This is a genomic window from Rhizobium sp. AB2/73 (assembly GCF_020871915.1).
GTDB classification, from domain to species: domain Bacteria; phylum Pseudomonadota; class Alphaproteobacteria; order Rhizobiales; family Rhizobiaceae; genus Rhizobium; species Rhizobium dioscoreae.
In genome coordinates, this window is record NZ_CP067071.1 from 3,504,180 (window position 1) to 3,527,500 (window position 23,321).

The following is a 23,321-nucleotide window of genomic DNA, read 5'->3' on the forward strand; positions in this document are numbered from 1 at the left end:
CGGCCCTTTCGAAGAACGAGGTCGGCGACCCCGTCCGCATGCTCTTAATCCATTGCCCGCCGTATGGTCCAGTTAACTATCCGTATGGTCTAGCTAACTATTATGCTGCTTCGCGGAAGCGATAGCCCACGCCATACAGCGTCTCGATCATATCAAATTCGAGGTCGACCATCTTGAATTTCTTGCGCAGCCGCTTGATGTGGCTGTCGATCGTGCGGTCGTCGACATAGACCTGCTCGTCATAGGCCGCGTCCATCAGGGCGTCGCGGCTCTTGACCACGCCGGGGCGCTGGGCAAGCGAATGTAGGATGAGGAACTCCGTGACGGTGAGCGTCACCGGCTCGCCCTTCCAGGTGCAGGTATGGCGTTCCTGGTCCATGACAAGCTGCCCCCGTTCCAGCGAACGGGCCTGCTGCGCAGCACCCGGCTTGGCAGCGGCGGCGCCGCCGGCAGCGTTTGCGGCGTCACGGGCGGAGGCACGGCGGAGAACAGCCTTGACGCGTTCGACGAGCAGGCGCTGCGAGAACGGCTTGGTGATGAAGTCGTCGGCGCCCATCTTCAGGCCGAAGAGTTCATCGATCTCTTCGTCCTTCGAGGTGAGGAAGATCACAGGCAGGTCGGACTTCTGCCGCAGGCGGCGCAGGAGTTCCATGCCGTCCATGCGGGGCATTTTGATATCGAAGATCGCCAGTTGCGGCGGCCGGGCAAGCAGGCCGTCCAGCGCCGAAGCTCCGTCCGTGTAGGTTTCTACCTTATATCCCTCGGCTTCCAAGGCAATCGATACGGAAGTCAGGATATTGCGGTCGTCGTCAACGAGCGCGATTGTCAACATGGTGTTCGTCTCCGTCATCAGTGCGCGTCTCCCGGATTTGGAATCCAGCCCAGGCGGTCTGCCAGCTCGGTCGGCGGTAACCTGGCGCGCTTATGGGGATAAAGGTGGAACAAATTGTGGCAAAGATAAAGGGGAGGATTGTTGTGAGGAAAAACCCTTGCGCGGAGGTTGTGTGACCTGACGTCCCGCCACCCTCTATTCAAACGATTTAAAATTGAGGAAATTTATTTAAATCGATTAAATAACTGATATCATTAAATATTTCTCGCTTCCGGCTCTTGTGCTTTTAAAAAGAGCCCTCTACGCTTTAGTTAGTTCTAACGGCCAAGCCCCTTTGTAGAGGAAAAAGTGATGGAGCAATTCGGCGTCCGCAATCCCGCGACTGAACTGGGATCGATCGGCCTGGGAGCCGCCGCCAGTGTGCGCTACAACCTGATGGAAGCTCACCTTTACGAAGAGGCGATTCGCCGCCGCGAAGCCGATCTGACCGCCGATGGCGCGCTCAGGGCGTTGACCGGCCAGCACACCGGCCGTTCTCCGAAGGACAAGTTCGTGGTGCGCAATGCCGCCACGGAAGACCAGATCTGGTGGGATAACAACAAGCCGATGTCGCCGGAGCATTTTGAGCTCCTGCATGAGGACATGCTGGCCCATGCCCGCGGCAAGGATCTCTTCGTGCAGGATCTGATCGGAGGCGCCGACGTCGACTATGCTTTGCCAACGCGCGTCATTACCGAATTCGCCTGGCACTCGCTGTTCATCCGCAACCTGCTGATCCGCCCGGATCGCGCGGCGCTGGAAAGCTTCGTGCCGCAGCTGACGATCATCGACCTGCCGAGCTTCCGCGCCGATCCGGAACGCCATGGCTGCCGCACGGAAACGGTGATCGCCTGCGATCTCGTCAATGGCATCGTCCTTATCGGCGGCACCTCCTATGCCGGCGAAATGAAGAAATCGGTCTTCACCGTCCTGAATTACCTGCTGCCGGAACGCGGCGTCATGCCGATGCATTGCTCGGCCAATGTCGGTCCCGAAGGCGATGCCGCGATCTTCTTCGGCCTGTCGGGCACGGGCAAGACGACGCTGTCGGCCGATCCGACCCGTACGCTTATCGGCGACGACGAGCATGGCTGGGGTGAAAACGGCATCTTCAACTTCGAAGGCGGCTGCTACGCCAAGACTATCCGCCTTTCGGCCGAAGCCGAACCGGAAATCTACGCCACGACCCGCCGCTTCGGCACGGTCCTGGAAAATGTCGTGCTTGACGAGCATGGTAGGCCGGATCTCGATGACGGTTCGCTGACGGAAAATACCCGCAGCGCCTATCCGCTGCATTTCATCCCGAACGCTTCGGAATCCGGCATCACCGGCCACCCCGAGACGATCATCATGCTGACGGCAGACGCTTTCGGCGTCATGCCGCCGATCGCCAAGCTGACGCCGGATCAGGCGATGTACCATTTCCTGTCCGGCTATACCGCCAAGGTCGCCGGCACGGAAAAGGGCGTCGTCGAGCCGGAAGCCACCTTCTCGACCTGCTTCGGCGCTCCTTTCATGCCGCGCCATCCAGCTGAATACGGCAACCTGCTCAAAGAGCTGATCGCACGCCACGGCGCTCGTTGCTGGCTGGTCAACACCGGCTGGACCGGCGGCGCCTATGGCAAGGGAAGCCGCATGCCGATCAAAGCGACGCGCGCTCTGCTTGCGGCCGCTTTGAAGGGCGATCTCGATAATGTCGAATTCCGCACGGATGCGAATTTCGGTTTTGCGGTTCCGGTCGCGGTCGACGGCGTCGATACTGCCATCCTCGACCCGCGCTCCACCTGGGCCGATGGCGAAGCCTACGATGCGCAGGCCAAGAAGCTGGTGCAGATGTTCGTCACCAACTTTGCGAAGTTCGAGGATCACGTCGACGGCAACGTCCGCGATGCGGCTCCGGGGATGCCGGTCGCTGCAGAATAATCATCCAGAGCGGAATGACTCACGTGAAACCCGGCGACCAGTTCGCCGGGTTTCGTTTTATCCGGTAGTGGTTTTCAACCGTGCATCAATGTGGGATAGACAGGCGCGGAGAAAATCATGGCCAGCGAAGCGCTTTACATTAACGACCGGATCACGATTGCCGGGTGGGAGCTGACGGAACAATTCGTTCTGGCTGGCGGTCCTGGCGGTCAGAACGTCAACAAGGTCGCAACCGCAGTTCAGCTTTTCTTCAACGTTCAGAATTCCCCATCGCTGACGGATCGCGTCAAGGCGAATGCGGTTAGACTTGCCGGTCGTCGCGTCTCCAAGGAAGGCGTTCTGATGATCGAGGCCAGCCGCTTCCGCAGCCAGGATCGCAATCGCGAGGATGCGCGCGAGCGGCTGAAGGAACTGATCCTGGAAGCGGCCGCTCCGCCCCCGCCGCCGCGCCGGAAAACCAAGCCGACGAAGGGGTCGATCGAGCGCCGGTTGAAGGAGAAATCCGGGCGCTCCGAGGTCAAGAAGATGCGCGGCAAGGTCGGCGGCGACTAGGTTTTGTTTTCGGGCTGCAGTTTTGATTTGGCTTGGTAAAATGAGGCTTGTCAGGCGAGGCCGGTGTTGCCGTAACTCTGTGCCTGACCTCTCATCCTAGCCTTCTCCCGGCATGCGGGAGAAGGAACGACAGCGTGAAACAATACGCCTCTCTTTGAGGCGGCTAAGTTGAGGCAGATTAGACTCCCTCCCCCGCCGGCGGGGAGAGGGTTGGGGTGAGGGGCCATGCATGAAGGCGCGGCAATGGCGCACTGACCTGACCAGCGTTGCGCAAAGGAAGTATGGATGCTGCTCCCCAACGGAATTCGTCATCTGCCCGGATATCTCGACCGCTCCGCCCAGGAAGCCTTGGTCGAAGCGATCCGCGGCATCGTGGCCGAGGCGCCGCTCTACACACCGGTCATGCCCGGCACCGGCAAGGAAATGTCGGTGCGCATGACCAATTGCGGTTCGCTCGGCTGGGTGACGGACAAGCAGCGCGGCTATCGTTATCAGCCGACGCATCCGGTCACCGGCCGCCCCTGGCCGGCCATGCCTTCGCAATTGCTTGATCTCTGGAATGATATAGCAGGCTATGAAAAGCCGCCGGAAGCCTGTCTCGTCAATTTCTATGACGACGATGCCCGCATGGGCCTGCATCAGGATCGCGACGAACAGGATCTCAAGGCGCCCGTACTCTCGATCTCACTCGGGAACACCTGCCTCTTTCGCGTCGGTGGCCTCAACCGCAATGATCGCACGCTATCCTTCAAGCTGGCGAGCGGCGATATCGTTGTTCTCGGCGGTGAAGGCAGGCTGTGCTTCCATGGCGTGGACCGCATCTATCCGACAACGTCGACACTATTGAAGAATGGCGGCCGAATAAATCTTACCCTTAGGCGCGTCCAGCCCTGAGCCTCAGAGCTTCCTCAGCGCGACCTGCTCGATCAGATGATTCTTACCCTTCTGCAGGATGAGGTCGGCGCGCGGGCGCGTCGGCAAGATGTTCTGGCGCAGGTTCTTGAGGTTGATGTTCTTCCAGAGCCCCTCGGCGATCGCCAGCGCCTCGTCTTCGCTGATCGAGGCGTAACGATGGAAGAAGGAGTTGGGATCGCGGAAGGCCGTCTCACGCAGTCGCATGAAACGGGCGACATACCAATTGTGGATGAGCTCCTCGTCGGCATCGATATAGATCGAGAAGTCGAAGAAATCCGAGACCATCGGCACGATCTTGCCGTCAGCAGGCAGATGCCGCGATTGCAGCACGTTGATGCCTTCGAAGATCAGGATATCCGGGCGGTCGACCGTCTTGAATTCGTTCGGCAGCACGTCATAGACGAGGTGCGAATAGGAGGGCGCCTGCACATTCGGTTGGCCTGCCTTGATGGCCGAGAGGAAACGCAGCAGTGCCGCCGTATCGTAGCTTTCCGGAAAACCCTTGCGCTGCATCAGGTTGCGGCGCTGCAACTCGGCGTTCGGATAGAGAAAGCCGTCCGTGGTGACGAGATCAACCTTCGGGCTCGATGGCCAGCGGCCCAGCAGCTCCTTCAGGATACGGGCCGTGGTGGATTTGCCGACAGCGACCGATCCGGCGATGCCGATGACGAAGGGCGTCTTGGCGATATCGGAAAGACTGAGGAAGCGATTGCGCTGCTCGAAAAGGATCTGCGAGGATTCCACATGCGAGGACAGCAGCCGCGACAGTGAAAGATAGATGCGCCGGACTTCGTCGAGATCGATCGGATCGCCCATCGAGCGCAGCCGCGTCACTTCGTCGGCGGTCAGCGTCAGCGGTGTGTCGGCCCTGAATTTCGCCCATTCTTCCGAGGAGAAGAAATAGTAGGGCGAATAGGCTTTCGCCTGGAAGATATCGAGCGTCTCGTGTGTTGGCTCGGTCTTAGTCGCTATCGTCATTGGTTTTACCGGCTTGCCTTCTCTTGAAGGCCGGATTGACTGGTGCGCCTTTCGAGCTCACCCATGACATTCTCTAACGGAATGCCGGCAATCTTCAATACGACTAAAAGATGATACAGCAGATCGGCCGCCTCATAGGTGAGGTTGTCGCGATCATTGACGACCGCCGCCATCACCGCCTCGATCGCCTCTTCGCCGAGCTTCTTCGCCGCTTTCGGCTGGCCGGCGGCAAAAAGCTTTGCCGTCCAGGATTCGTCCGGCAAGGCCTTGGAGCGTTCCTCGACGATCCGTTCGAGGTCGGAAAGGGTAAATCCGCTCATCGCTCGCTGTCTCCTAATCCAGCCGCATCGGAATGCCGCGCTCGGCCATGTAGCGCTTTGCCTCGCCCACCGAATAGGTGCCGAAGTGGAAGATCGAAGCGGCGAGCACGGCGGTCGCATGGCCTTCCTTGACGCCGGCGACGAGGTCGTCGAGATCGCCGACGCCGCCCGACGCGATAACGGGCACGCGCACCGCATCGGCGATCGCCCGCGTCAGCTCCAGATCGTAGCCGACCTTGGTGCCGTCGCGATCCATGGAAGTGACAAGCAGCTCGCCGGCGCCGCGCTCCACCATCCTGCGGGCAAAATCGACGGCATCGATGCCCGTCGCATTGCGGCCGCCATGGGTATAGATCTCCCAAGCGCTCAGATTGTCGCCTCCGAGCGCCTCGGTGCGTCGCCGCTTGGCATCGATCGAAACGACGATGCACTGGTTGCCGAACTTGTCGGCCGCCTCGGCCACGAAATCGGGATTGGTGACTGCCGCCGAATTGATCGAAACCTTGTCGGCGCCGCAAAGCAGCAGCTTGCGGATATCGGCAATAGTGCGCACGCCGCCGCCGACCGTGACCGGCATGAAGCATTGTTCTGCCGTGCGGGCCACCACGTCGAAGATCGTGTCGCGATTGTCGGAAGAAGCAGTGATATCTAGGAAGCAGAGTTCGTCGGCGCCGGCAGCATCATAGGCCTTGGCGGCTTCGACGGGATCACCGGCATCGACGAGATTGACGAAGTTGACGCCCTTGACGACACGGCCGTCCTTGACGTCGAGGCAGGGGATGACGCGGGCTTTCAGGGTCATTGCGCTGCCTCCTTGGCCTGTTTGATCAGCGCCAGTGCTTCCTTCGGATCGATCCGGCCATCATAAAGCGCGCGGCCGGAAATCGCACCTTCCAGTTTGCGGGCATCCGGCTGGATCATGCGGCGGATATCGTCCAGCGAGGCAAGGCCGCCGGAGGCGATGACGGGGATAGAAACGGCATTGGCCAGTTCCAAAGTCGAGTCCCAGTTGATGCCAGTCAGAATGCCGTCGCGATCGATATCGGTATAGATGATCGCGGCAACGCCGACGCCCTCGAATTTCCTGGCGAGTTCGATGACGCCGAGTTCGGACGCTTCGGCCCAGCCCTCGACCGCTACCTTGCCGCCCTTGGCGTCGATACCGACGGCGATGTGACCCGGATAGCGACGGCAGGCTTCGACGACCAGCGCCGGGTCACGCACGGCAACCGTGCCGAGGATGACGCGAGCAAGCCCGCGCGCCAGCCAGTTTTCGATATGATCGAGCGTGCGGATGCCGCCGCCGAGCTGCACCGGATTTTTCGTCGCCTTGAGGATGGCGTCGACCGCAGCGCCGTTCACGGTTTCGCCGGCGAAGGCACCATTGAGATCGACGACATGCAGCCATTCGAAGCCCTGGTCTTCAAAGGCTTTCGCCTGGGCGCCGGGATCGGGGTTATAGACGGTCGCTTGCTCCATGTCGCCGAGCTTGAGGCGCACGCATTGCCCGTCCTTGAGGTCGATTGCGGGAAAGAGAATCATGTCTTTGTCCTTAATGCGCGAAGCGTCACGGCTTCCAGCGCAGGAAATTGGCGATCAGGGCAAGGCCGAGTTTCTGGCTCTTTTCCGGATGAAACTGCGCGCCGGCGATGTTGTCGCGGCCGACAAAGGCCGTCATCGGGCCGCCATAGTTCGTCGTCGCGATCACGTCTTCATCGTGGTCGGCGGCCAGATGGTAGGAATGGACGAAATAGGCGTGCAGGCCGTCAGGTCCGGTCGCAATCCCGTCGAAGAGCGCGTGCGGATGGCGGATATCCAGCGTGTTCCAGCCGATCTGCGGGATTTTCAGGTTTGCATCGCTCGGCGTCATTTCCTTGACGTCACCCTTGATCCAGCCAAAGCCTTGCGTGATCGTCTTTTCCAGCCCGCGCGACGACATCAGCTGCATGCCCACGCAGATGCCGAGGAAGGGGCGAGCCTTGTGTTCCACGACGTCGATCACGGCTTCCGTCATGCCGGGTACGGCATCGAGGCCGCGACGGCAATCGGCATAGGCGCCGACGCCGGGAAGCACGATGCGATCCGCGGTGGCGACGCGCTCGGCGTCATCGGTCAGGTCGATCTCGGCGTCAATGCCCGCCTCGCGGGCCGCCCGCTCGAAAGCCTTGGTGGCCGAGCGCAGATTGCCGGAACCGTAGTCTATAATCGCGACGCGCATGGTTAGCGTCCTCCGTCATAGCCGGGAAGGCCGAAGCTCGGGCCTTGGCGGCTGGTATTCGTGTTGGTGGCCGGGATATCCCAATTTTTCACATGGATATTCGAGTTGGGCGCCTGCGCTACTAGTTCGGAAAAATGGATTTCCTCTGCTGTCGCCAAATCGTGTGCCGAGACGAGATTTTGAACCGTCCAGCCGCGGCCAAGGAGATGATTGCTGATCGCGTGCCGGCCCTCAAGAGCCGCAAGGACATGCACGCCAAGCAGAAGTGCTGCCCCTGCGGCGAAAAAGCCCGGCTGCCGCATCAGCTCCAGCGCGATGCCCTGCAGCAGAAAGGCGGCGACCGCATACAGCCATAGCCGATGAAAGAGCATCCAGAGCGTCGGAAACAGAAACGCCGTCCATGAAAAGCCGTCGCGGATGAATCGCGTGTCATCGCGAGACCGATCCGATGCTTCGGACCGGTTCTTCGCTCCGGGCGGAGTCAAAATCAGATAGCTTGCCATTTCCTCAATTCCCCAGTTCGGGGCTCAGGCGAGCGTGCCTTTCGTCGAAGGCACCCGGCCTGCCTGCCGCGGATCGATCTCGGTTGCGGTGCGCAATGCGCGCGCAACGGCCTTGAAGCATGTCTCGGCTATATGGTGATTGTTGGCGCCATAATGGTTGAGGATATGCAAGGTGATGCCGGCATTCTGCGCTAAGGCCTGGAAGAATTCGCGCACCAGTTCGGTATCGAAGGTGCCGATCTTCGGGGCGCTGAAGGAAACGTTCCAGACGAGAAAGGGTCGGCCCGAAAGATCGACGGCCGCCTTCGTCATCGTCTCGTCCATGGCGAGGTCGATCGAGGCATAGCGGGTGATGCCGCGCCGGTCGCCCAGCGCCTTGGCAATGGCCTGGCCGATCGCGATGCCGGTATCCTCGACGGCATGGTGATCGTCGACATGCAGGTCGCCCTTGGTGTCGATCTCCATGTCGATCAGCGAATGTCGAGACAGTTGTTCCAGCATATGGTCGAAGAAGCCGACCCCCGTCGAAATCGTCGATTTACCGCTGCCGTCGATGTTGACGGAAACGGAGACCGAGGTCTCGTTGGTCTTGCGGGAAACGCTTGCCGTGCGGCTCGCTGCGGTCTCTGCCATGGGCTGCTCCATCGGAATACGGCCGTTCCTTATCAGGCGTATCGGGAAATATCCAGAAGTTACGCGCGCGCCTTACGCGTTTAGCCGGCTTGGCGGCATCATTCGGGCGCGGTTGCCATTTGCAATCGCAAAAACCCCTCTTACATAGGTGCTGACGGGGCCGATACGCGGCCCGGCAGAAAGCCCGCCGAAACGGGGGCAAACAGGTGTTAAATGACGACAATCGTGACTATTCGCAAGGGTGGCAAGGTGGTGATGGCTGGTGATGGCCAGGTTAGCCTTGGCCAGACCGTGATGAAGGGCAATGCGCGCAAGGTTCGCCGCATCGGCAAGGGCGATGTCATCGCCGGGTTCGCCGGCGCGACCGCCGATGCCTTCACCCTCCTCGAACGCCTTGAAAAGAAGCTCGAACAATATCCCGGCCAGCTGATGCGCGCCGCCGTCGAGCTGGCCAAGGATTGGCGCACTGACAAATATCTGCGCAACCTCGAAGCGATGATGTTGGTTGCCGATAAGAACGTAACGCTCGCCATCACCGGCAACGGCGATGTGCTCGAGCCCGAACATGGTGCCATGGCGATCGGCTCCGGCGGCAATTTCGCGCTCGCCGCCGCACGCGCGCTGATGGATAGCGACAAGTCAGCTGAAGACGTCGCCCGCCGCGCTCTCGATATTGCTGCCGACATCTGCGTCTACACGAACCACAATGTCGTCGTCGAAACGCTCGATGCCGAAGCCTAGACGTTCCTCTCTTGATAGTTTCCAGCCCTGATAGGGAACATACGAAATGACCACTTTTTCCCCCCGCGAGATCGTTTCCGAGCTCGATCGCTACATTGTCGGCCAGCACGAGGCCAAGCGCGCCGTGGCGATTGCACTGCGTAACCGCTGGCGCCGGCAGCAGCTTGAGCCCGAACTGCGCGACGAAGTCATGCCCAAGAACATCCTGATGATCGGCCCGACCGGTGTCGGTAAGACGGAAATCTCCCGCCGCCTTGCCAAGCTCGCCGGCGCCCCTTTCATCAAGGTCGAGGCTACGAAGTTCACCGAGGTCGGCTATGTTGGCCGCGATGTCGAGCAGATCATCCGCGATCTCGTCGAAGTCGGCATCGGCCTGGTGCGGGAAAAGAAGCGCGCCGAGGTGCAGGCCAAGGCACATATGAGTGCCGAAGAGCGCGTGCTCGATGCGCTTGTTGGTGCCACTGCCTCGCCGGCAACGCGCGACAGCTTCCGCAAGAAGTTGCGTGACGGACAGCTCGACGACAAGGAAATCGAGATCGAAGTGGCCGATACCGGCTCCGGCATGCCCGGCGGCTTTGAGATTCCTGGCATGCCCGGCGCCAATATCGGCGTGCTCAACCTTTCCGAAATGTTCGGCAAGGCCATGGGCGGCCGCACGAAGAAGGTGCGCACGACGGTCAAGGATTCCTACAAGGAGCTGATCCGCGACGAATCCGACAAGCTGATCGACAATGAGGCGATCCAGCGCGAAGCCGTGCAGTCCGCCGAGAATGACGGCATCGTCTTCCTGGACGAGATCGACAAGATTGCCGCCCGCGATGGCGGCATGGGTGCCGGTGTCTCCCGTGAAGGCGTACAGCGCGACCTGCTGCCGCTGGTCGAAGGCACGACGGTTTCGACGAAGTATGGTCCGGTCAAGACAGACCACATCCTCTTCATCGCATCCGGTGCGTTCCACGTCTCGAAGCCTTCGGACCTCCTGCCCGAATTGCAGGGCCGTCTGCCGATCCGCGTCGAGCTCCGTCCGCTGACCAAGGAGGATTTCCGCCGTATCCTCACCGAGCCGCAGGCAAGCCTCATCCGCCAGTACAAGGCGCTGATGGAAACCGAAGACCTGAAGCTCGATTTCACCGACGATGCCATCGACGCGCTCGCCGATGTCGCCGTGCATCTGAATTCGACCGTCGAGAATATCGGCGCCCGTCGCCTGCAGACGGTCATGGAGCGGGTGCTCGACGAGATCTCCTACAACGCCTCGGACCGCGCCGGCGTATCGGTGACCATCGATGCCGCTTATGTCCGCGAACATGTCGGCGACCTCGCCAGTAACACCGACCTGTCCCGCTTCATTCTGTAAGCTGGTCGGCAAAGGCGATCTAAACAGTAGACACTCGACAACGGGCCGTTAACTTTTTAGTTAGGGGCCCGTTTCCTTATGTCGGATGGCTTTATTCGGCCAAGATTATCCGCCAGTCCGTCGCACGGAAACATCGGTTGAAACTTCGACGGGGCAGCCATCGTGCGACGCATACTGATCACTCTCCTTCTGGCGGTCGCCAGCTTCTCCTGGATACCAGCCCATGCGGATGCGGCGACCACGGTGCCTCCGGGCAACCGCAATGCCGAGCAGCCGCCGGTTCCCGGCGCCTCCGTCCGGCGCACGCGCGGCACCAATTCCACCTTCGAACGCAAGTACCAGAAGGTCCGCGAACTGCTGGCGACCGATACGAAGCTGATGTCGAAGATCAAGTCGACGGCCCGCGCCTACGGCATCGAGCCGATCCACATCATCGGCGCGCTCGTCGGCGAGCATACCTATAACGTCGATGCCTATGACGGCCTGCAGTCCTATTATGTCAAGGCTGCCTCCTATGCCGGCCAGAGCTTCCGCTTCGCTTACAACGGCGAAAACGTCGATGATTTCGTTGCCCGGCCGCAATTCGATGCCTGCAAGGGCAAGGGTGATTCCTACAGCCTCTGGACCTGCCGCGAGGATGTCTGGGAAGACGATTTCCGCGGCAAGACGGTTGGCGGCAAATCCTATCCCGACAATCGCTTCAGTGCCGTCTTCTTCCAGCCCTTCTATGCCGGCCAGACCTTCGGCCTTGGCCAGGTCAATCCACTGACGGCGCTTGAACTCTCCGATCTCGTCAGCCGCACCTCAGGCATCCCGAAGCTCGACGAGAAGGATGCCGGCGGCGTCTACAAGGCGATCATGGACCCGGATCTGTCGCTCGCCTTTGTCGCCGCCTCGATCCGCAAGTCGATCGACGACTATCGCTCGATCGCCGGCATGGATATTTCGGGCAATCCGGGCATCACCGCGACGCTCTACAATCTCGGCAATTCCCGCAAGCGCGCCGCCGCCCTTGCCGCCAAGAACCGTGGTTCCTCGCAGCCGGTCTGGCCGGAGGAAAATTACTATGGGTGGCTCATCAATGATAAGCTCAGCGACCTAAAATCGCTTTTATAAGCGCGCAGCGCGACGTTTTATCGTCTGGATTTTGCCGGCGGCGTTCCCCATATCGGATGGGCACGCCGTTCCAGCGGCTTAGATTAAGCAACGGCTGCTTTTCGAGGAGAATTGATCTGATGGACATGATTCCGGAAGCCTTCTCCCCGCCGGCACCGATTCCGCGCACCGTGCCGCCCTCCCGTTTGACGATCATCCGCACGATCCTGCGCAATCCGCTCGAACTCTGGGGCGAGCCCTCCTACACGCTTCCCTGGATCAAGACCAAATTCTTCAACGAGCGGACGCTGATCGTCAATGATTCCGGCCTGATCAAGCATGTTCTGGTCGACAATGCCGCCAACTACCGCATGGCCGATATCCGCCAGCTCGTGCTGCGGCCGATCCTGCGCGACGGTCTGCTGACGGCGGAAGGACCGGTTTGGAAGCGGTCACGCAAAGCTGTGGCGCCGGTGTTCACGCCGCGTCATGCCCAGGGTTTCGCCGGCCAGATGCTGTGCCAAAGCCTGGAATATCTGCATAAATACGATGAGATCGGCACCGAAGGCGCGGTGTTCGATATCGCTGCCGACATGACGGAGCTGACCTTCGCCATTTTGGCGGAGACCTTGTTTTCCGGCGAGATCGTCACCGAAGGCGAGCATTTCGCCGATGAGGTCAATGAGCTCCTGCATCGCATGGGCCGGGTCGATCCCATGGATCTTTTGCGTGCCCCCGCCTGGGTGCCGCGCATCACCCGCATCGGCGGTCAGCGCGTGCTCGACAAGTTCCGCGGCATCGTCCGCACCACCATGGATCAGCGTCTCGAAAAGATGCGGAGGGACAGAGCCAGCGCACCCGACGATTTCCTGACGCTGCTTCTCGAAAAGGCCGGTCCGGATGGGCTGACCATGGAAGAGATCGAAGACAATATCCTCACCTTCATCGGCGCCGGGCACGAGACGACGGCCCGAGCATTGGCCTGGACGCTCTATTGCGTCGCCAACAGCCCGCATATTCGCGAGGCCATGGAAGAGGAAATCGACCGGGTACTCGCAACCGATGCGGAGCCGGTCGCCTGGCTCGATCTCATGCCGCATGTCCGCGCCGCTTTCGAGGAGGCGATGCGCCTCTATCCGCCGGCGCCGTCGATCAACCGCGCCGCGATCGCCGATGACGAATGGACGAGCCCCAAGGGCGAGCGCGTGACGATAGAAAAGGGGATCACCGTCCTCATCATGCCCTGGACGCTGCATCGCCATGAGCTTTATTGGGAAAAGCCGCGCGCCTTCATGCCGGAGCGCTTTCTTCCGGAGAACCGCGGCAAGATCAATCGCTTTCAGTATCTGCCCTTTGGCGCCGGCCCTCGCGTCTGCATCGGCGCGACATTCGCGCTTCAGGAAGCGGTCATCGCCCTTGCCGTGATGATGCGCCGATTCCGCTTCGGCCTGACCGAAGAAACCAAGCCCTGGCCGGTGCAGAAGCTGACGACGCAGCCACGCGGCGGTTTGCCGATGCGGGTTACGAGACGATAGAACTGTTTTTGCCGCCCGCCAGCTAGCGGCTCGGCCCGGAAGGGTGCAATAACGGCATCGCATTGCATTCAAGAGCTGGATATTGCCGTGACATCTCATTTCCTGCTCGGCATCGATACGGGTGGAACCTACACCGATGCCGTTCTCTTCCATGAAACCGATGGCGTAATCGCCAAGGCGAAATCGCTGACCACGCGGCATGATCTGGCTGTCGGCATTGCCGGCGCCGTCGATGCCGTCATCGCCGAGGCCGGCATTCCCGTTTCGGCCATCGGCCTCGTATCGCTGTCGACGACGCTTGCGACCAATGCGCTTGTCGAAGGGCAGGGTGGTCGCGCCGGGCTGGTCATGGTCGGTTTTGGCCCCCAGGATCTCAAGCGTGATGGCCTTGCGGAAGCACTGGGCTCCGATCCCGTGCTCTTCCTCCCCGGCGGTCACAATGTTCATGGCAATGAAAATCCGCTCGATCTGACGGCTCTGCGCGACGCGTTGCCGGAACTGGCGAAATCGGTCTCCTCCTTCGCCGTTGCCGGCTATTTCGCGGTCAGGAATCCGGCTCATGAAATCAAGGTGCGCGACTGCATTCGTGAACTCTCGCATCTGCCCGTCACCTGCAGCCACGAACTGTCTTCCAAACTCGGAGGCCCGCGCCGGGCTTTGACGACGCTGTTGAATGCCCGTCTGGTCTCGATGATCGATCGCCTCGTCGGTGCCTGCGAGGGATTTCTGACGACGCGCGGCATCTTAGCCCCGATGATGGTGGTTCGTGGCGATGGCGCCTTGATTTCGGCTGATGAAGCCAAGCTGCGGCCGATCGAGACCATTCTGTCCGGTCCAGCCGCAAGTCTTGTCGGCGCGCGTTATCTCACCGGCCTCGACAATGCCGTCGTTTCCGATATCGGCGGCACCACCACCGACGTCGCCGTCATGGAAGATGGCCGGCCGCGGCTGGATGCCGATGGTGCCGTGGTCGGAGGCTATCGCACCATGGTTGAGGCCGTCGCCATGCGCACCTATGGACTCGGCGGCGATTCCGAAGTGAAGATCAACGATCGCGGCCTTATCGCTGCTTTCGAACTTGGCCCGCGCCGCCTGCTGCCGCTGAGCCTTGCCGCTCATATGCATGGAGGCGCTGTGCTTGAGGTGTTGGAGCAGCAGCTGCGGGCGACGCATCTCGCCCGCAATGCCGGCCGCTTCGCGCTCCGCACTGGCGTACCCGATCATCTTGCAAGCGGCCTCACCGGGCCCGAGCAGGCGCTGTTCGATCGCATCGGTAACGTGCCCGTGGCGCTCGACAAGCTTCTGACGATGACGTCGCAGAAGGCAACGCTGGATCGGCTTGTGGCGCGCGGTCTCGTGCATCTGAGCGGCCCGACGCCTTCGGACGCCATGCATGTGCTTGGCGGGCAGGGGCAATGGAACGTTGAAGCCGCCCGCCTCGGGCTGGCCTTGGCGATGCGGCTGAAGGACGGCTCTGGCCGTCCGATCGCCGAATCCGTCGAGGAGTTGGCGCAGAAGATCGTCGATCGCCTTACCCGCCAGTCGGCCGACGTCATTCTTGCCGCCTGTTTGGCCGAAGATGGCGTGGCCGATCTGGATCCCGCAAAATCCATCTCCATCGATCGTGCCCTTCGCCGTGCGCCGGGGATCGCCCGCTTCGCCGTTTCGCTCGATCGGCCGCTTGTCGGCCTCGGCGCTTCCGCTCCGGTCTATTATCCCGCCATTGCCGAGATGCTGGCGACCGAGAGCGCCATTCCCGGTGATTCGGATGTGGCGAATGCCGTCGGTGCCGTCGTCGGCCAGGTCCGCACCAGCGTCACCGTCTTCGTCACCATGCCGGAGGATGGCATTTATGTGCTGAACGGCGCCGGCGAGAGCCTGCGCTACATGGACGAGAGCCGCAGTTTTGCCGATGCCCGCGCGCGGGCCATCGAAGCTGCGATGGCGCAGGCAAGGCTGAATGGCGCGGTCGACCTCGTGGTGACAGTGGATGAGCAGGTGGATGCGCCCGAGGTGGAAGGCAGTCGCAAGCTGATCGAGGCCCGGTTCGTGGCAACCGCCACGGGCCGTCCCCGAATCGCTACGGATTGATTATTTCCACAAAGGCATAAATCTTTCGAACTATTGCCAAATTGACAGAAGTGAAACCGTGAGCAAAGTGGCAACATGTAAAAATTGAGCCGTAACACGGCCTTGAGGAGTATATGGCATGAGCCGCATCGAAAAACACGGGCTTCAGATCGAACAGGTCCTCTATGATTTCCTCGTCAGGGAGGCGCTACCGGGTTCGACCGTGGATGCCGAGGCCTTCTTTGCCGGTTTTTCAAAGATCGTTCATGATCTCGCGCCGAGGAACCGCGAGCTGCTCGCCAAGCGCGACCGCATGCAGGCAACGCTCGACGACTGGTATCGCAAGAACGGCGCGCCCGTCGATCTCGCCGCCTACGAAGCCTTCCTGCGCGAGATCGGCTATATCGTGCCCGAAGGTCCGGCCTTTACGATCTCGACCGCCAATGTCGATCCGGAAATTTCAGAGATCGCCGGCCCGCAGCTCGTCGTTCCCGTCATGAATGCCCGCTATGCCCTGAACGCGGCCAATGCCCGCTGGGGATCGCTCTACGACGCCCTCTACGGCACCGATGCGATTCCGGAGACCGATGGCGCTGAAAAGGGTAAGGGCTATAATCCCAAGCGCGGCGAGAAGGTCATCGCCTGGGTTCGGGATTTTCTTGATTCCACCGTTCCGCTTGATGGTGCAAGCTGGAAGGATGTCACCGGCTTCGCTGTGAAGGATGGCGCCTTGGCGGTTACGACCGAGGGCGGCGCCGTAAAGCTGGCCGAGAGCAGCCATTTCGCCGGCTATCTCGGTGATGCCGCTGCCCCCACCCATATCCTGCTGAAGCAAAACGGGATCCATATCGAAATCGTCATCGACACGAGCACTGCCATCGGCAAGACCGATCTGGCCGGCATTTCCGATGTCCGCCTGGAATCGGCGATCACGACGATCATGGATTGCGAGGATTCGATCGCAGCCGTCGATGCCGAGGACAAGGCGGAGGTTTACCGCAACTGGCTCGGCCTGATGAAAGGCGATCTGACCGAGGAAGTCGCCAAGGGCGGTAAGACCTTTACCCGCCGGCTCAACCCCGATGTCACCTATACGGCGCCGAATGGCGGCAGGTTCGATCTGCATTGCCGCTCGCTGATGCTGGTGCGCAATGTCGGCCACCTGATGACCAATCCGGCCATTCTCGACCGTGATGGCAATGAGGTGCCGGAGGGCATCATGGATGCCGCCATCACCGGCCTGATCGCGCTCTATGACATCGGCCCCAGTGGCCGCCGCAAGAATTCCCGCACCGGCTCCATGTATGTCGTCAAGCCAAAGATGCACGGGCCAGAAGAAGTCGCCTTCGCGGTCGACATCTTCTCGCGCGTCGAGGATCTGCTTGGGATGCCGCTCAATACCATCAAGATGGGCATCATGGACGAGGAGCGCCGCACGACGGTCAACCTCAAGGAAGCGATCCGCGCCGCCCGCGAGCGCGTCGTCTTCATCAATACCGGCTTCCTCGATCGCACCGGTGATGAAATCCATACTTCGATGGAAGCAGGCCCAATGATCCGCAAGGGCGATATGAAGCAGGCGGCCTGGATCGGCGCCTATGAGAACTGGAACGTCGATATCGGCCTGGAATGCGGCCTTTCCGGTCATGCCCAGATCGGCAAGGGCATGTGGGCCATGCCGGATCTGATGGCGGCCATGCTCGAGCAGAAGATTGCGCATCCCAAGGCGGGTGCCAACACCGCCTGGGTGCCATCCCCGACGGCCGCGACGCTGCATGCTACCCATTATCATCGCGTCAATGTCGCTGATGTGCAGAAGAGCCTGAAGAGCCGCGCCCGCGCCAAGCTCTCCGACATCCTCTCCGTGCCGGTCGCCTCGCGGCCGAACTGGACGCCGGAGGAAATCCAGCGGGAAATCGACAATAACAGCCAGGGCATCCTCGGCTATGTTGTGCGCTGGGTTGATCAGGGCGTCGGCTGCTCCAAGGTTCCAGACATTAACAATGTCGGCCTCATGGAAGACCGCGCCACGCTGCGCATCTCGGCGCAGCACATGGCCAACTGGCTGCATCACAAGGTCATCACGGAAGCGCAGATTCTGGAAACGATGAAGCGCATGGCGGCTGTGGTTGACCAGCAGAATGCCGGCGATCCTAACTACGTTCCCATGTCAGGCAATTTCGACGGCTCCGTCGCCTTCCAAGCCGCGCTCGATCTCGTTCTCAAAGGGCGCGAGCAGCCGAACGGCTATACCGAACCGGTCCTACATCGCCGCCGCATCGAGCTGAAGGCAAAGCAGGCGGGATAACCCCATCTCTTCGTCGGAGGCCACCTCGATCCTTTGAGGCCTTGTCGCTGCGCTGACGCTTTGACGGCAAGGCAACTCGGGATGGGATGGAAGGACTCTTGCGGCCAGCGGAAAAAGTCAGCTTTCATTCTGAGGCACGCGCAGCCAAAGGCGGAGCCTCAAAGGACGACGGGATCTGACGGTCGGGATCGATCCAAATCCCTTAAGCAAAAAAGCCGCCGGATACCGATCCGGCGGCTTTTTCAATCCGAATGTCCAGTGTGATTACTGGATAACGATGACTTTGGTGCTGCGGCCCGGAAGAACGCGGCTGTAGAGATCGATAACGTCCTGATTGATCAGGCGGATGCAGCCCGAGGAGGCAGCGGTGCCGATCGACGCCCATTCCGGCGTGCCGTGCAGGCGGAACAGCGTGTCTTGGCCCTTTTCGTTGTAGAGATACATGGCGCGTGCGCCGAGCGGGTTGGAAAGGCCCGGGTTCATGCCGCCCTCGACATACTTGGCGATTTCCGGACGGCGGACAGCCATTTCCTTCGGCGGATGCCAATTCGGCCATTCCTGTTTCCAGGCGACGTATGCAGTGCCGGACCAGGAGAAGCCCTGCTTGCCGACGCCGATGCCGTAACGCATCGCTTCGCCATTGCCGAGGATATAATAGAGGTGACGCTCGCGCGTGTTGACGATGATCGTGCCTTCCGCTTCATCCGTCTTGTATTCAACGATCTGACGGCGGAACTGCGGCTTCACCTTCTGGATCGGGATCGCCGGCAGCTGAAAGCCATTGTCGGTCGTCACACCGTAGTCGCCATCGAACGTCTTGATGGTTTCGGTAGCCGAATTTGCGGTGGCGGCCGGCGCTGCTGCTGCAGTGCTGGCATAGCCAGCCGATGCAAGCATTGCGACAAGGCCGAGTGCGGTCATAGCATTACGGATGCGCATGAAAGTCTCTCGAAATTTCGTGGCGGGGAGCGGATGGTTATCAACCATCTTTGTCTACGGTTTATTTTCCATTAAACTTGGCTTTGCAAGCTGCTCTCGCCCTACAAAAATAGGGCCGGCGCGCAAATTAGAAGGACATGGTTTTTTTGCAACAACGCTTGACCTGTCCGCGAGACAATTCATGACGATTTTGAACGTTTACAATAACAATCCGTTAATAGATGGCCGGCAGTCGGAACGGGCCATGCTTGTACGCAAGGGTGTGCAACTATTACTGCACGACATGCGTCACGCCGTGCTACCGGAGCTGCCGCTCGCCAGCGGTCGCCGCGCCGATCTCATCAGCCTCTCGGAAAAGGGCGAGATCTGGATCATCGAGATCAAGACCTCGATCGAGGATTTCCGCGTCGACCGCAAATGGCCCGAATACCGGCAGCATTGCGACCGGATGTTCTTCGCGACGCACAAGGATGTGCCGCTGGATATCTTCCCGGAGGATTGCGGGCTGTTTCTGTCGGACGGCTACGGCGCCCATATGCTGCGCGAGGCGCCGGAGCATCGCCTGCCGCCTGCGACGCGCAAATCGGTAACGCTCAATTTCTCCCGCGCCGCCGCCCAGCGCTTAATGCTGGCAGAATGGGCGACAGGTAAGGATTTTGCCTTCTCCCCTCGGGGAGAAAGCGCCCGAAGGGCGGATGAGGGGGGGGAGACGCGTTAGCTTCGAGCGCCTTTGAAGCTTGCACTTACAGCGTCCTCTCCCGATACAATAGTATGCTCTATTTCGGCGCCCGCTTGGCAAGGATGCGCTGTAAGGTGCGGCGATGCATGTTGAGGCGCCGGGCCGTCTCGGAAACATTGCGCTCGCACATTTCATAGACACGCTGGATATGCTCCCATCGCACACGGTCCGCAGACATCGGATTTTCTGGCACTTCGGCCTTCTCGCCGGGGCGCTGCGTCAGCGCGGCATAGACGTCGTCGGCATCGGCAGGTTTGGCGAGATAGTCAAGCGCGCCGAGCTTGACTGCGGTGACCGCCGTCGCGATGTTGCCATAGCCCGTCAGCACCACGATATGCGTGTCGTCCCGTCGCTGACGGATGGCTTCGATCACGTCGAGCCCGTTGCCGTCGCCGAGGCGAAGGTCGACCACGGCATATTTCGGGGGGGTAGCCTTGGATTTGGCAACGCCTTCCGCCACCGATTCCGCCGTCTCGACTGCAAAGCCGCGTGCCTCCATTGCCCTCGCCAGCCGGCGCAGAAAGGGACCGTCATCATCGACGATCAGCAATGTGGCATCCGCGCCAATGTGGCCGGCGGCGTCCTTTGTCTCGGTCTGCGGGGCTGCGCTCTCTTTATCCGTCATTCTATCTTCTATCCCGGCGATCATTCGCCTGCATATTTCTACCTATTTTGACGTCCGCAGTTTTAAGCCGTGAAAATCATTTTGTCGAATTACTGTCAATTAACACGCGCGGCCATTCGACGCGGACGCGCGCTCCCGGCGTTTCCGGATCGCGATTGCCGAAGGAAAGTGTGGCGCCCGAGCGCTCGAGCAACGTCTTGGCGATGAAGAGCCCGAGCCCCAGGCCGCCTGCCGTGTCGTCGCGTTGCCGCGAGGTGACATAGGGTTCGCCGATGCGCGCCAGTATTTCGGGCGAATAGCCATTACCATCATCCTCGATGATGATGGCGAGAATGTCTGTCGTGTATTCCACGGTGATCGTCACCGTCTTGTGGGCATAATCTACGGCGTTCTCGATGAGGTTGCCGAGGCCGTACATGATGCCGGCATTGCGTGACAGAACAGGCTCGCCCGAGCGTGGGCTCTTTTCGATCAGCTCCAGCGTGATCCCGAACTCGCGATGCGGCGCGATCACCTCTTCCATCATCGAGGATAGCGTCAGCCGCCTCATATGCGCTTCGTCCTCGGAGGATAGCGTCGTCAGCCGCCTGAGAATATCGCGGCAGCGCTCGCTCTGGCTGCGTAGCAGCGCCACATCCTCGCGGAAGCGGTCGTCCTCGCGCAGTTCACGCTCCATCTCCTTGGCGACGACGCTGATGGTCGCAAGCGGCGTGCCGAGCTCATGTGCCGCCGCCGCCGCCAGCCCGTCGAGCTGCGACAGGTGCTTTTCCCGCTGCAGCACCAGTTCGGTTGCCGAGAGCGCATCGGCAAGCTGCGACGCCTCCATGGAGACGCGATAGGCATAAAAGGCGGCAAAGGCCATGGTGGAGGCGATAGAGCACCACACGCCCAGCTGCATGACGCTATGCACGCTGACCGAAACGCCCTCATACCAGGGCAGGGGGAAGGGAGAGAATGCCAGACCGGTAATGCAGATCATTGCAAGTACGATGAGCGGCATACTGTAGCGAATCGGCTGCGATGCGAAGGAGATGATGACAGGCACGCAGACCAGCGCCGAGAAGGGATTGGCAAGCCCGCCGGTGATCAGCAGCAGTCCGCAGAGCTGCAGGAGATCGAGGCTGAGCAGCGCGAAGGCTGCCGGCGGCTCCAGTCGGTGCGTGGGCGGATAGCGCAGCGTCAGGAAGAAGTTGATCCAGGCAAGGCAGGCGATCAGTACGCAGCAGGGCAGCAGCGGCATGGGAAATTTCAGCCAGAAGGCGACGATCATCACGGTTACCGTCTGACCGCCGACCGCAAGCCAGCGCAGGCGCACCAGCGTCTGCAGTCTCAGCCGCCGGCTGGTATGATGGCCCTCCTGCGCCTTCATTTCGGCTTCGGAGAGCTTTTCCAGTCCCCGGAAGAAGCGTGCCATCGTCATGTCCCCCTTGGCTTGGCGCGTGTCGTCGGCAAGGCCTCGGCCGGATCTTCCGGCCAGGGGTGCCTGGGGTAGCGGCCGCGCATATCGGCGCGCACATCCTTCCAGGATCCGGCCCAGAAGCCCGGCAGGTCGCGCGTCGTCTGGATCGGGCGATATGCCGGCGATGTCAATTCCAGCACCAGCGGCAATCTGCCGCCGCCGATGGCCGGATGCTGCTTTAGCCCGAACAGCTCCTGCACCCGAATGGTCAACAGTGGTTCCTCGCCATCATATTGAATGGGATGGCGGTGGCCGGTCGGCGCCTCGAAATGCGTCGGTGCCATTCGAGCGAGGTCGCGCTGCAGCTCGTGCGGCACGAGAGACATCAACCCGTTGGAAAGGCTGCCCGCGGAGATATCGGAGAGGCCGCGCGCGTCGGGCTGAAACGGCATGAACCATTCCTCAAGCCGAGCAAGCAGCGCCTCGTCGCTCATATCGGGCCACGGATCGCCGATCGTCCGATGCAGGAAGCCGATCCTGTCCCGCAGCTGCGTGGCTTCCTTGGAGAACGGCAGGACACCGATCCCGAGCTCCCGTATGCCGTCCGCCAGCGCCTTGGCCGCCGGCTCGCCGGTGGGCCGCGGCAGAGGCGTCTCTTCGAAGATGATGGCACCGAGCCTTGTCATCCGCCGCGCCCGCACCTGCCGGCTCGCTCTGTCGAAAAAGCTCTGGTCTTCGGTGCGAATTTCGCCCGGCAAATGCTCTTCGACATCGGCGCGGGAAATCTCCGCCGCAGCAAGAACGCGCGCCTGCGCCGCACGTCCCGTCAGGTCCGCGACGACAAGCATCTGGGAGCCGGCAAGCCGCTCGGTCTCCGGCAACTCTGCGCCGCGCCCATTGGCCATGACGAAACGTCCCCGCCCGCCACGCTGCAGCGCGATGCGGTCGGGAAAGGCATGCAGCAGCAGCGCGCCGGCAAGCGGAGGAATAGAGGAAGGGGTGCCGCCGTTGCCACCGGCCGCTTGAGCGAGACGCCCGGCAAGACGACGCGCGGCCTCGGCCCGTTCACCCTTCTCGGTCTTGAAGCGCCGCAGCCGGTCTTCCACGTCGATGCTCTGCCCACCAAGCCCCTGTTCCGTCAGCAGTACGGCAAGCAGCGCCGCCTCGCGCGCCTGGCCGAATTCGCCAGCCGAAATCACCATCGCCGCCAGTCGTGGCGGCAGGGCGAGCTCGCGCATCAGCCGTCCGCGCGCCGTCAGCCCGTTTTCCGCGTCGAGCGCACCCAGCTGTCTCAGCAGGGCTCGTGCTTCGGCAAGCGTGGTCGCAGGCGGTTGATCGACGAAGGCAAGCGTCGCAGGATCTTGCACGCCCCAATGGGCCAAATCGAGTGCCAGGCCGGAAAGATCGCTCGAAAGGATCTGCGGCGGCGTGAACGCCGGAAGCGCCGCGGTCTGCCCCGGATGCCAGAGCCGGATGGCGATGCCCGGTTCGGTTCGTCCGGCGCGGCCGGCGCGCTGATCGGCCGAGGCGCGCGACACGCGCACCGTCTCGAGCCGCGTGATGCCAGTGGAAGCCTCGAAAACGGGCAGGCGCTGCAATC

Annotated in this window: 22 protein-coding genes (1 of these 22 only partly in view); 10 read left to right on the plus strand and 12 right to left on the minus strand. The window is 61.2% G+C overall.

Translation table 11 applies throughout. The annotated features are described in order from the left end of the window. Positions 1-100 precede the first annotated feature (100 nt). Entirely contained in the window at positions 101-832 is a 732-nt protein-coding gene (locus I8E17_RS17160; protein ID WP_210184531.1) for a response regulator transcription factor, read from the minus strand. A gap of 351 nt (positions 833-1,183) precedes the next feature. On the opposite strand from I8E17_RS17160, the gene I8E17_RS17165 reads away from it, so the two are divergent. From I8E17_RS17165 to I8E17_RS17175, 3 genes are all read left to right on the plus strand, one after another. Beyond that, on the plus strand, positions 1,184-2,794 hold the full coding sequence (locus I8E17_RS17165; protein ID WP_069613944.1) for a phosphoenolpyruvate carboxykinase: 1,611 nt from the start codon (positions 1,184-1,186) through the stop codon (positions 2,792-2,794). 117 nt (positions 2,795-2,911) lie between these two features. Then, positions 2,912-3,346, plus strand: coding sequence for an alternative ribosome rescue aminoacyl-tRNA hydrolase ArfB (arfB, locus tag I8E17_RS17170; RefSeq protein ID WP_069613945.1), 435 nt, complete (start codon positions 2,912-2,914; stop codon positions 3,344-3,346). A gap of 285 nt (positions 3,347-3,631) precedes the next feature. Next, the gene (locus tag I8E17_RS17175) at positions 3,632-4,240 is read left to right on the plus strand and encodes an alpha-ketoglutarate-dependent dioxygenase AlkB (RefSeq protein WP_069613946.1); all 609 of its coding nucleotides are present in this window, start codon (positions 3,632-3,634) and stop codon (positions 4,238-4,240) included. Between the two features lie 3 nt (positions 4,241-4,243). Here the strand turns inward: I8E17_RS17175 and coaA are convergent, their stop codons facing one another. From coaA to hisB, 7 genes are read right to left on the minus strand one after another with little or no spacing between them, the layout of a single operon-like run. Then, positions 4,244-5,239 (minus strand): type I pantothenate kinase, encoded by a 996-nt coding sequence (gene coaA, locus I8E17_RS17180; RefSeq protein WP_069613947.1) that lies wholly within the window; start codon positions 5,237-5,239, stop codon positions 4,244-4,246. A 5-nt stretch (positions 5,240-5,244) separates the two neighbouring features. Beyond that, positions 5,245-5,559, minus strand: coding sequence for a phosphoribosyl-ATP diphosphatase (locus I8E17_RS17185; protein ID WP_069613948.1), 315 nt, complete (start codon positions 5,557-5,559; stop codon positions 5,245-5,247). A gap of 13 nt (positions 5,560-5,572) precedes the next feature. Then, positions 5,573-6,361 carry an imidazole glycerol phosphate synthase subunit HisF gene (gene hisF / locus I8E17_RS17190; protein WP_069613949.1) on the minus strand — a complete coding sequence of 263 codons (789 nt, stop codon included), beginning with the start codon at positions 6,359-6,361 and terminating at the stop codon, positions 5,573-5,575. After that, a complete protein-coding gene (hisA, locus tag I8E17_RS17195) occupies positions 6,358-7,101 on the minus strand; it encodes a 1-(5-phosphoribosyl)-5-[(5-phosphoribosylamino)methylideneamino]imidazole-4-carboxamide isomerase (protein ID WP_113366445.1) in 744 nt (247 codons plus the stop codon). The genes hisF and hisA overlap by 4 nt, the downstream gene beginning before the upstream one ends. Positions 7,102-7,126: 25 nt before the next feature. Continuing rightward, positions 7,127-7,777, minus strand: a complete 651-nt coding sequence (hisH, locus tag I8E17_RS17200) for an imidazole glycerol phosphate synthase subunit HisH (RefSeq protein ID WP_113366444.1) — start codon at positions 7,775-7,777, stop codon at positions 7,127-7,129. A gap of 2 nt (positions 7,778-7,779) precedes the next feature. After that, complete coding sequence (locus tag I8E17_RS17205) at positions 7,780-8,280, minus strand: DUF2628 domain-containing protein (RefSeq protein WP_113366443.1); 501 nt, start codon at positions 8,278-8,280, stop codon at positions 7,780-7,782. Positions 8,281-8,304: 24 nt separating this feature from the next. Further along, positions 8,305-8,913, minus strand: coding sequence for an imidazoleglycerol-phosphate dehydratase HisB (gene hisB / locus I8E17_RS17210; RefSeq protein ID WP_015338215.1), 609 nt, complete (start codon positions 8,911-8,913; stop codon positions 8,305-8,307). Positions 8,914-9,126: 213 nt separating this feature from the next. On the opposite strand from hisB, the gene hslV reads away from it, so the two are divergent. From hslV to I8E17_RS17240, 6 genes are all read left to right on the plus strand, one after another. Beyond that, positions 9,127-9,654: an ATP-dependent protease subunit HslV gene (hslV, locus tag I8E17_RS17215; RefSeq protein ID WP_069613953.1), complete on the plus strand. Its 528-nt coding sequence runs from the start codon at positions 9,127-9,129 to the stop codon at positions 9,652-9,654. A 46-nt stretch (positions 9,655-9,700) separates the two neighbouring features. Beyond that, positions 9,701-11,011: an ATP-dependent protease ATPase subunit HslU gene (gene hslU, locus I8E17_RS17220; RefSeq protein ID WP_069613954.1), complete on the plus strand. Its 1,311-nt coding sequence runs from the start codon at positions 9,701-9,703 to the stop codon at positions 11,009-11,011. A 162-nt stretch (positions 11,012-11,173) separates the two neighbouring features. Further along, positions 11,174-12,127, plus strand: coding sequence for a DUF1402 family protein (locus I8E17_RS17225; protein ID WP_069613955.1), 954 nt, complete (start codon positions 11,174-11,176; stop codon positions 12,125-12,127). 119 nt (positions 12,128-12,246) lie between these two features. Then, positions 12,247-13,641: a cytochrome P450 gene (locus tag I8E17_RS17230; RefSeq protein WP_113366442.1), complete on the plus strand. Its 1,395-nt coding sequence runs from the start codon at positions 12,247-12,249 to the stop codon at positions 13,639-13,641. Positions 13,642-13,728: 87 nt separating this feature from the next. Then, a complete protein-coding gene (locus I8E17_RS17235; protein WP_113366441.1) occupies positions 13,729-15,732 on the plus strand; it encodes a hydantoinase/oxoprolinase family protein in 2,004 nt (667 codons plus the stop codon). Between the two features lie 118 nt (positions 15,733-15,850). Then, positions 15,851-18,019 (plus strand): malate synthase G, encoded by a 2,169-nt coding sequence (locus I8E17_RS17240; protein ID WP_113366440.1) that lies wholly within the window; start codon positions 15,851-15,853, stop codon positions 18,017-18,019. Between the two features lie 264 nt (positions 18,020-18,283). On the opposite strand, the gene I8E17_RS17245 is transcribed toward I8E17_RS17240, so the two are convergent. Next, positions 18,284-18,958: a L,D-transpeptidase gene (locus tag I8E17_RS17245; RefSeq protein WP_069613969.1), complete on the minus strand. Its 675-nt coding sequence runs from the start codon at positions 18,956-18,958 to the stop codon at positions 18,284-18,286. Between the two features lie 181 nt (positions 18,959-19,139). On the opposite strand from I8E17_RS17245, the gene I8E17_RS17250 reads away from it, so the two are divergent. After that, complete coding sequence (locus I8E17_RS17250; protein WP_113366439.1) at positions 19,140-19,676, plus strand: MmcB family DNA repair protein; 537 nt, start codon at positions 19,140-19,142, stop codon at positions 19,674-19,676. A 58-nt stretch (positions 19,677-19,734) separates the two neighbouring features. Here I8E17_RS17250 and I8E17_RS17255 read toward each other — a convergent pair whose 3' ends face one another. The 3 genes from I8E17_RS17255 to hrpB form a co-directional block, all read right to left on the minus strand. After that, positions 19,735-20,322, minus strand: coding sequence for an ActR/PrrA/RegA family redox response regulator transcription factor (locus I8E17_RS17255; protein ID WP_069613960.1), 588 nt, complete (start codon positions 20,320-20,322; stop codon positions 19,735-19,737). Positions 20,323-20,398: 76 nt separating this feature from the next. Further along, on the minus strand, positions 20,399-21,691 hold the full coding sequence (locus tag I8E17_RS17260; RefSeq protein WP_219511483.1) for an ActS/PrrB/RegB family redox-sensitive histidine kinase: 1,293 nt from the start codon (positions 21,689-21,691) through the stop codon (positions 20,399-20,401). 47 nt (positions 21,692-21,738) lie between these two features. Beyond that, positions 21,739-23,321, minus strand: partial view of an ATP-dependent helicase HrpB gene (hrpB, locus tag I8E17_RS17265; protein ID WP_113366437.1) — the 3' portion only. Its footprint extends 895 nt past the window's final position; the window shows 1,583 of its 2,478 coding nt (coding positions 896-2,478); its start codon lies beyond the right edge, outside the window — the gene reads right to left on this strand; its stop codon occupies positions 21,739-21,741.

Coding starts and splice junctions, on each gene's coding strand:
- I8E17_RS17160 (WP_210184531.1), bottom strand. CDS start 832: ATGTTGACAATCGCGCTCGTTGACGACGACCGCAATATCCTGACTTCC.
- I8E17_RS17165 (WP_069613944.1), top strand. CDS start 1,184: ATGGAGCAATTCGGCGTCCGCAATCCCGCGACTGAACTGGGATCGATC.
- arfB (WP_069613945.1), top strand. CDS start 2,912: ATGGCCAGCGAAGCGCTTTACATTAACGACCGGATCACGATTGCCGGG.
- I8E17_RS17175 (WP_069613946.1), top strand. CDS start 3,632: ATGCTGCTCCCCAACGGAATTCGTCATCTGCCCGGATATCTCGACCGC.
- coaA (WP_069613947.1), bottom strand. CDS start 5,239: ATGACGATAGCGACTAAGACCGAGCCAACACACGAGACGCTCGATATC.
- I8E17_RS17185 (WP_069613948.1), bottom strand. CDS start 5,559: ATGAGCGGATTTACCCTTTCCGACCTCGAACGGATCGTCGAGGAACGC.
- hisF (WP_069613949.1), bottom strand. CDS start 6,361: ATGACCCTGAAAGCCCGCGTCATCCCCTGCCTCGACGTCAAGGACGGC.
- hisA (WP_113366445.1), bottom strand. CDS start 7,101: ATGATTCTCTTTCCCGCAATCGACCTCAAGGACGGGCAATGCGTGCGC.
- hisH (WP_113366444.1), bottom strand. CDS start 7,777: ATGCGCGTCGCGATTATAGACTACGGTTCCGGCAATCTGCGCTCGGCC.
- I8E17_RS17205 (WP_113366443.1), bottom strand. CDS start 8,280: ATGGCAAGCTATCTGATTTTGACTCCGCCCGGAGCGAAGAACCGGTCC.
- hisB (WP_015338215.1), bottom strand. CDS start 8,913: ATGGCAGAGACCGCAGCGAGCCGCACGGCAAGCGTTTCCCGCAAGACC.
- hslV (WP_069613953.1), top strand. CDS start 9,127: ATGACGACAATCGTGACTATTCGCAAGGGTGGCAAGGTGGTGATGGCT.
- hslU (WP_069613954.1), top strand. CDS start 9,701: ATGACCACTTTTTCCCCCCGCGAGATCGTTTCCGAGCTCGATCGCTAC.
- I8E17_RS17230 (WP_113366442.1), top strand. CDS start 12,247: ATGGACATGATTCCGGAAGCCTTCTCCCCGCCGGCACCGATTCCGCGC.
- I8E17_RS17240 (WP_113366440.1), top strand. CDS start 15,851: ATGAGCCGCATCGAAAAACACGGGCTTCAGATCGAACAGGTCCTCTAT.
- I8E17_RS17245 (WP_069613969.1), bottom strand. CDS start 18,958: ATGCGCATCCGTAATGCTATGACCGCACTCGGCCTTGTCGCAATGCTT.
- I8E17_RS17250 (WP_113366439.1), top strand. CDS start 19,140: ATGACGATTTTGAACGTTTACAATAACAATCCGTTAATAGATGGCCGG.
- I8E17_RS17255 (WP_069613960.1), bottom strand. CDS start 20,322: ATGACGGATAAAGAGAGCGCAGCCCCGCAGACCGAGACAAAGGACGCC.
- I8E17_RS17260 (WP_219511483.1), bottom strand. CDS start 21,691: ATGAAGGCGCAGGAGGGCCATCATACCAGCCGGCGGCTGAGACTGCAG.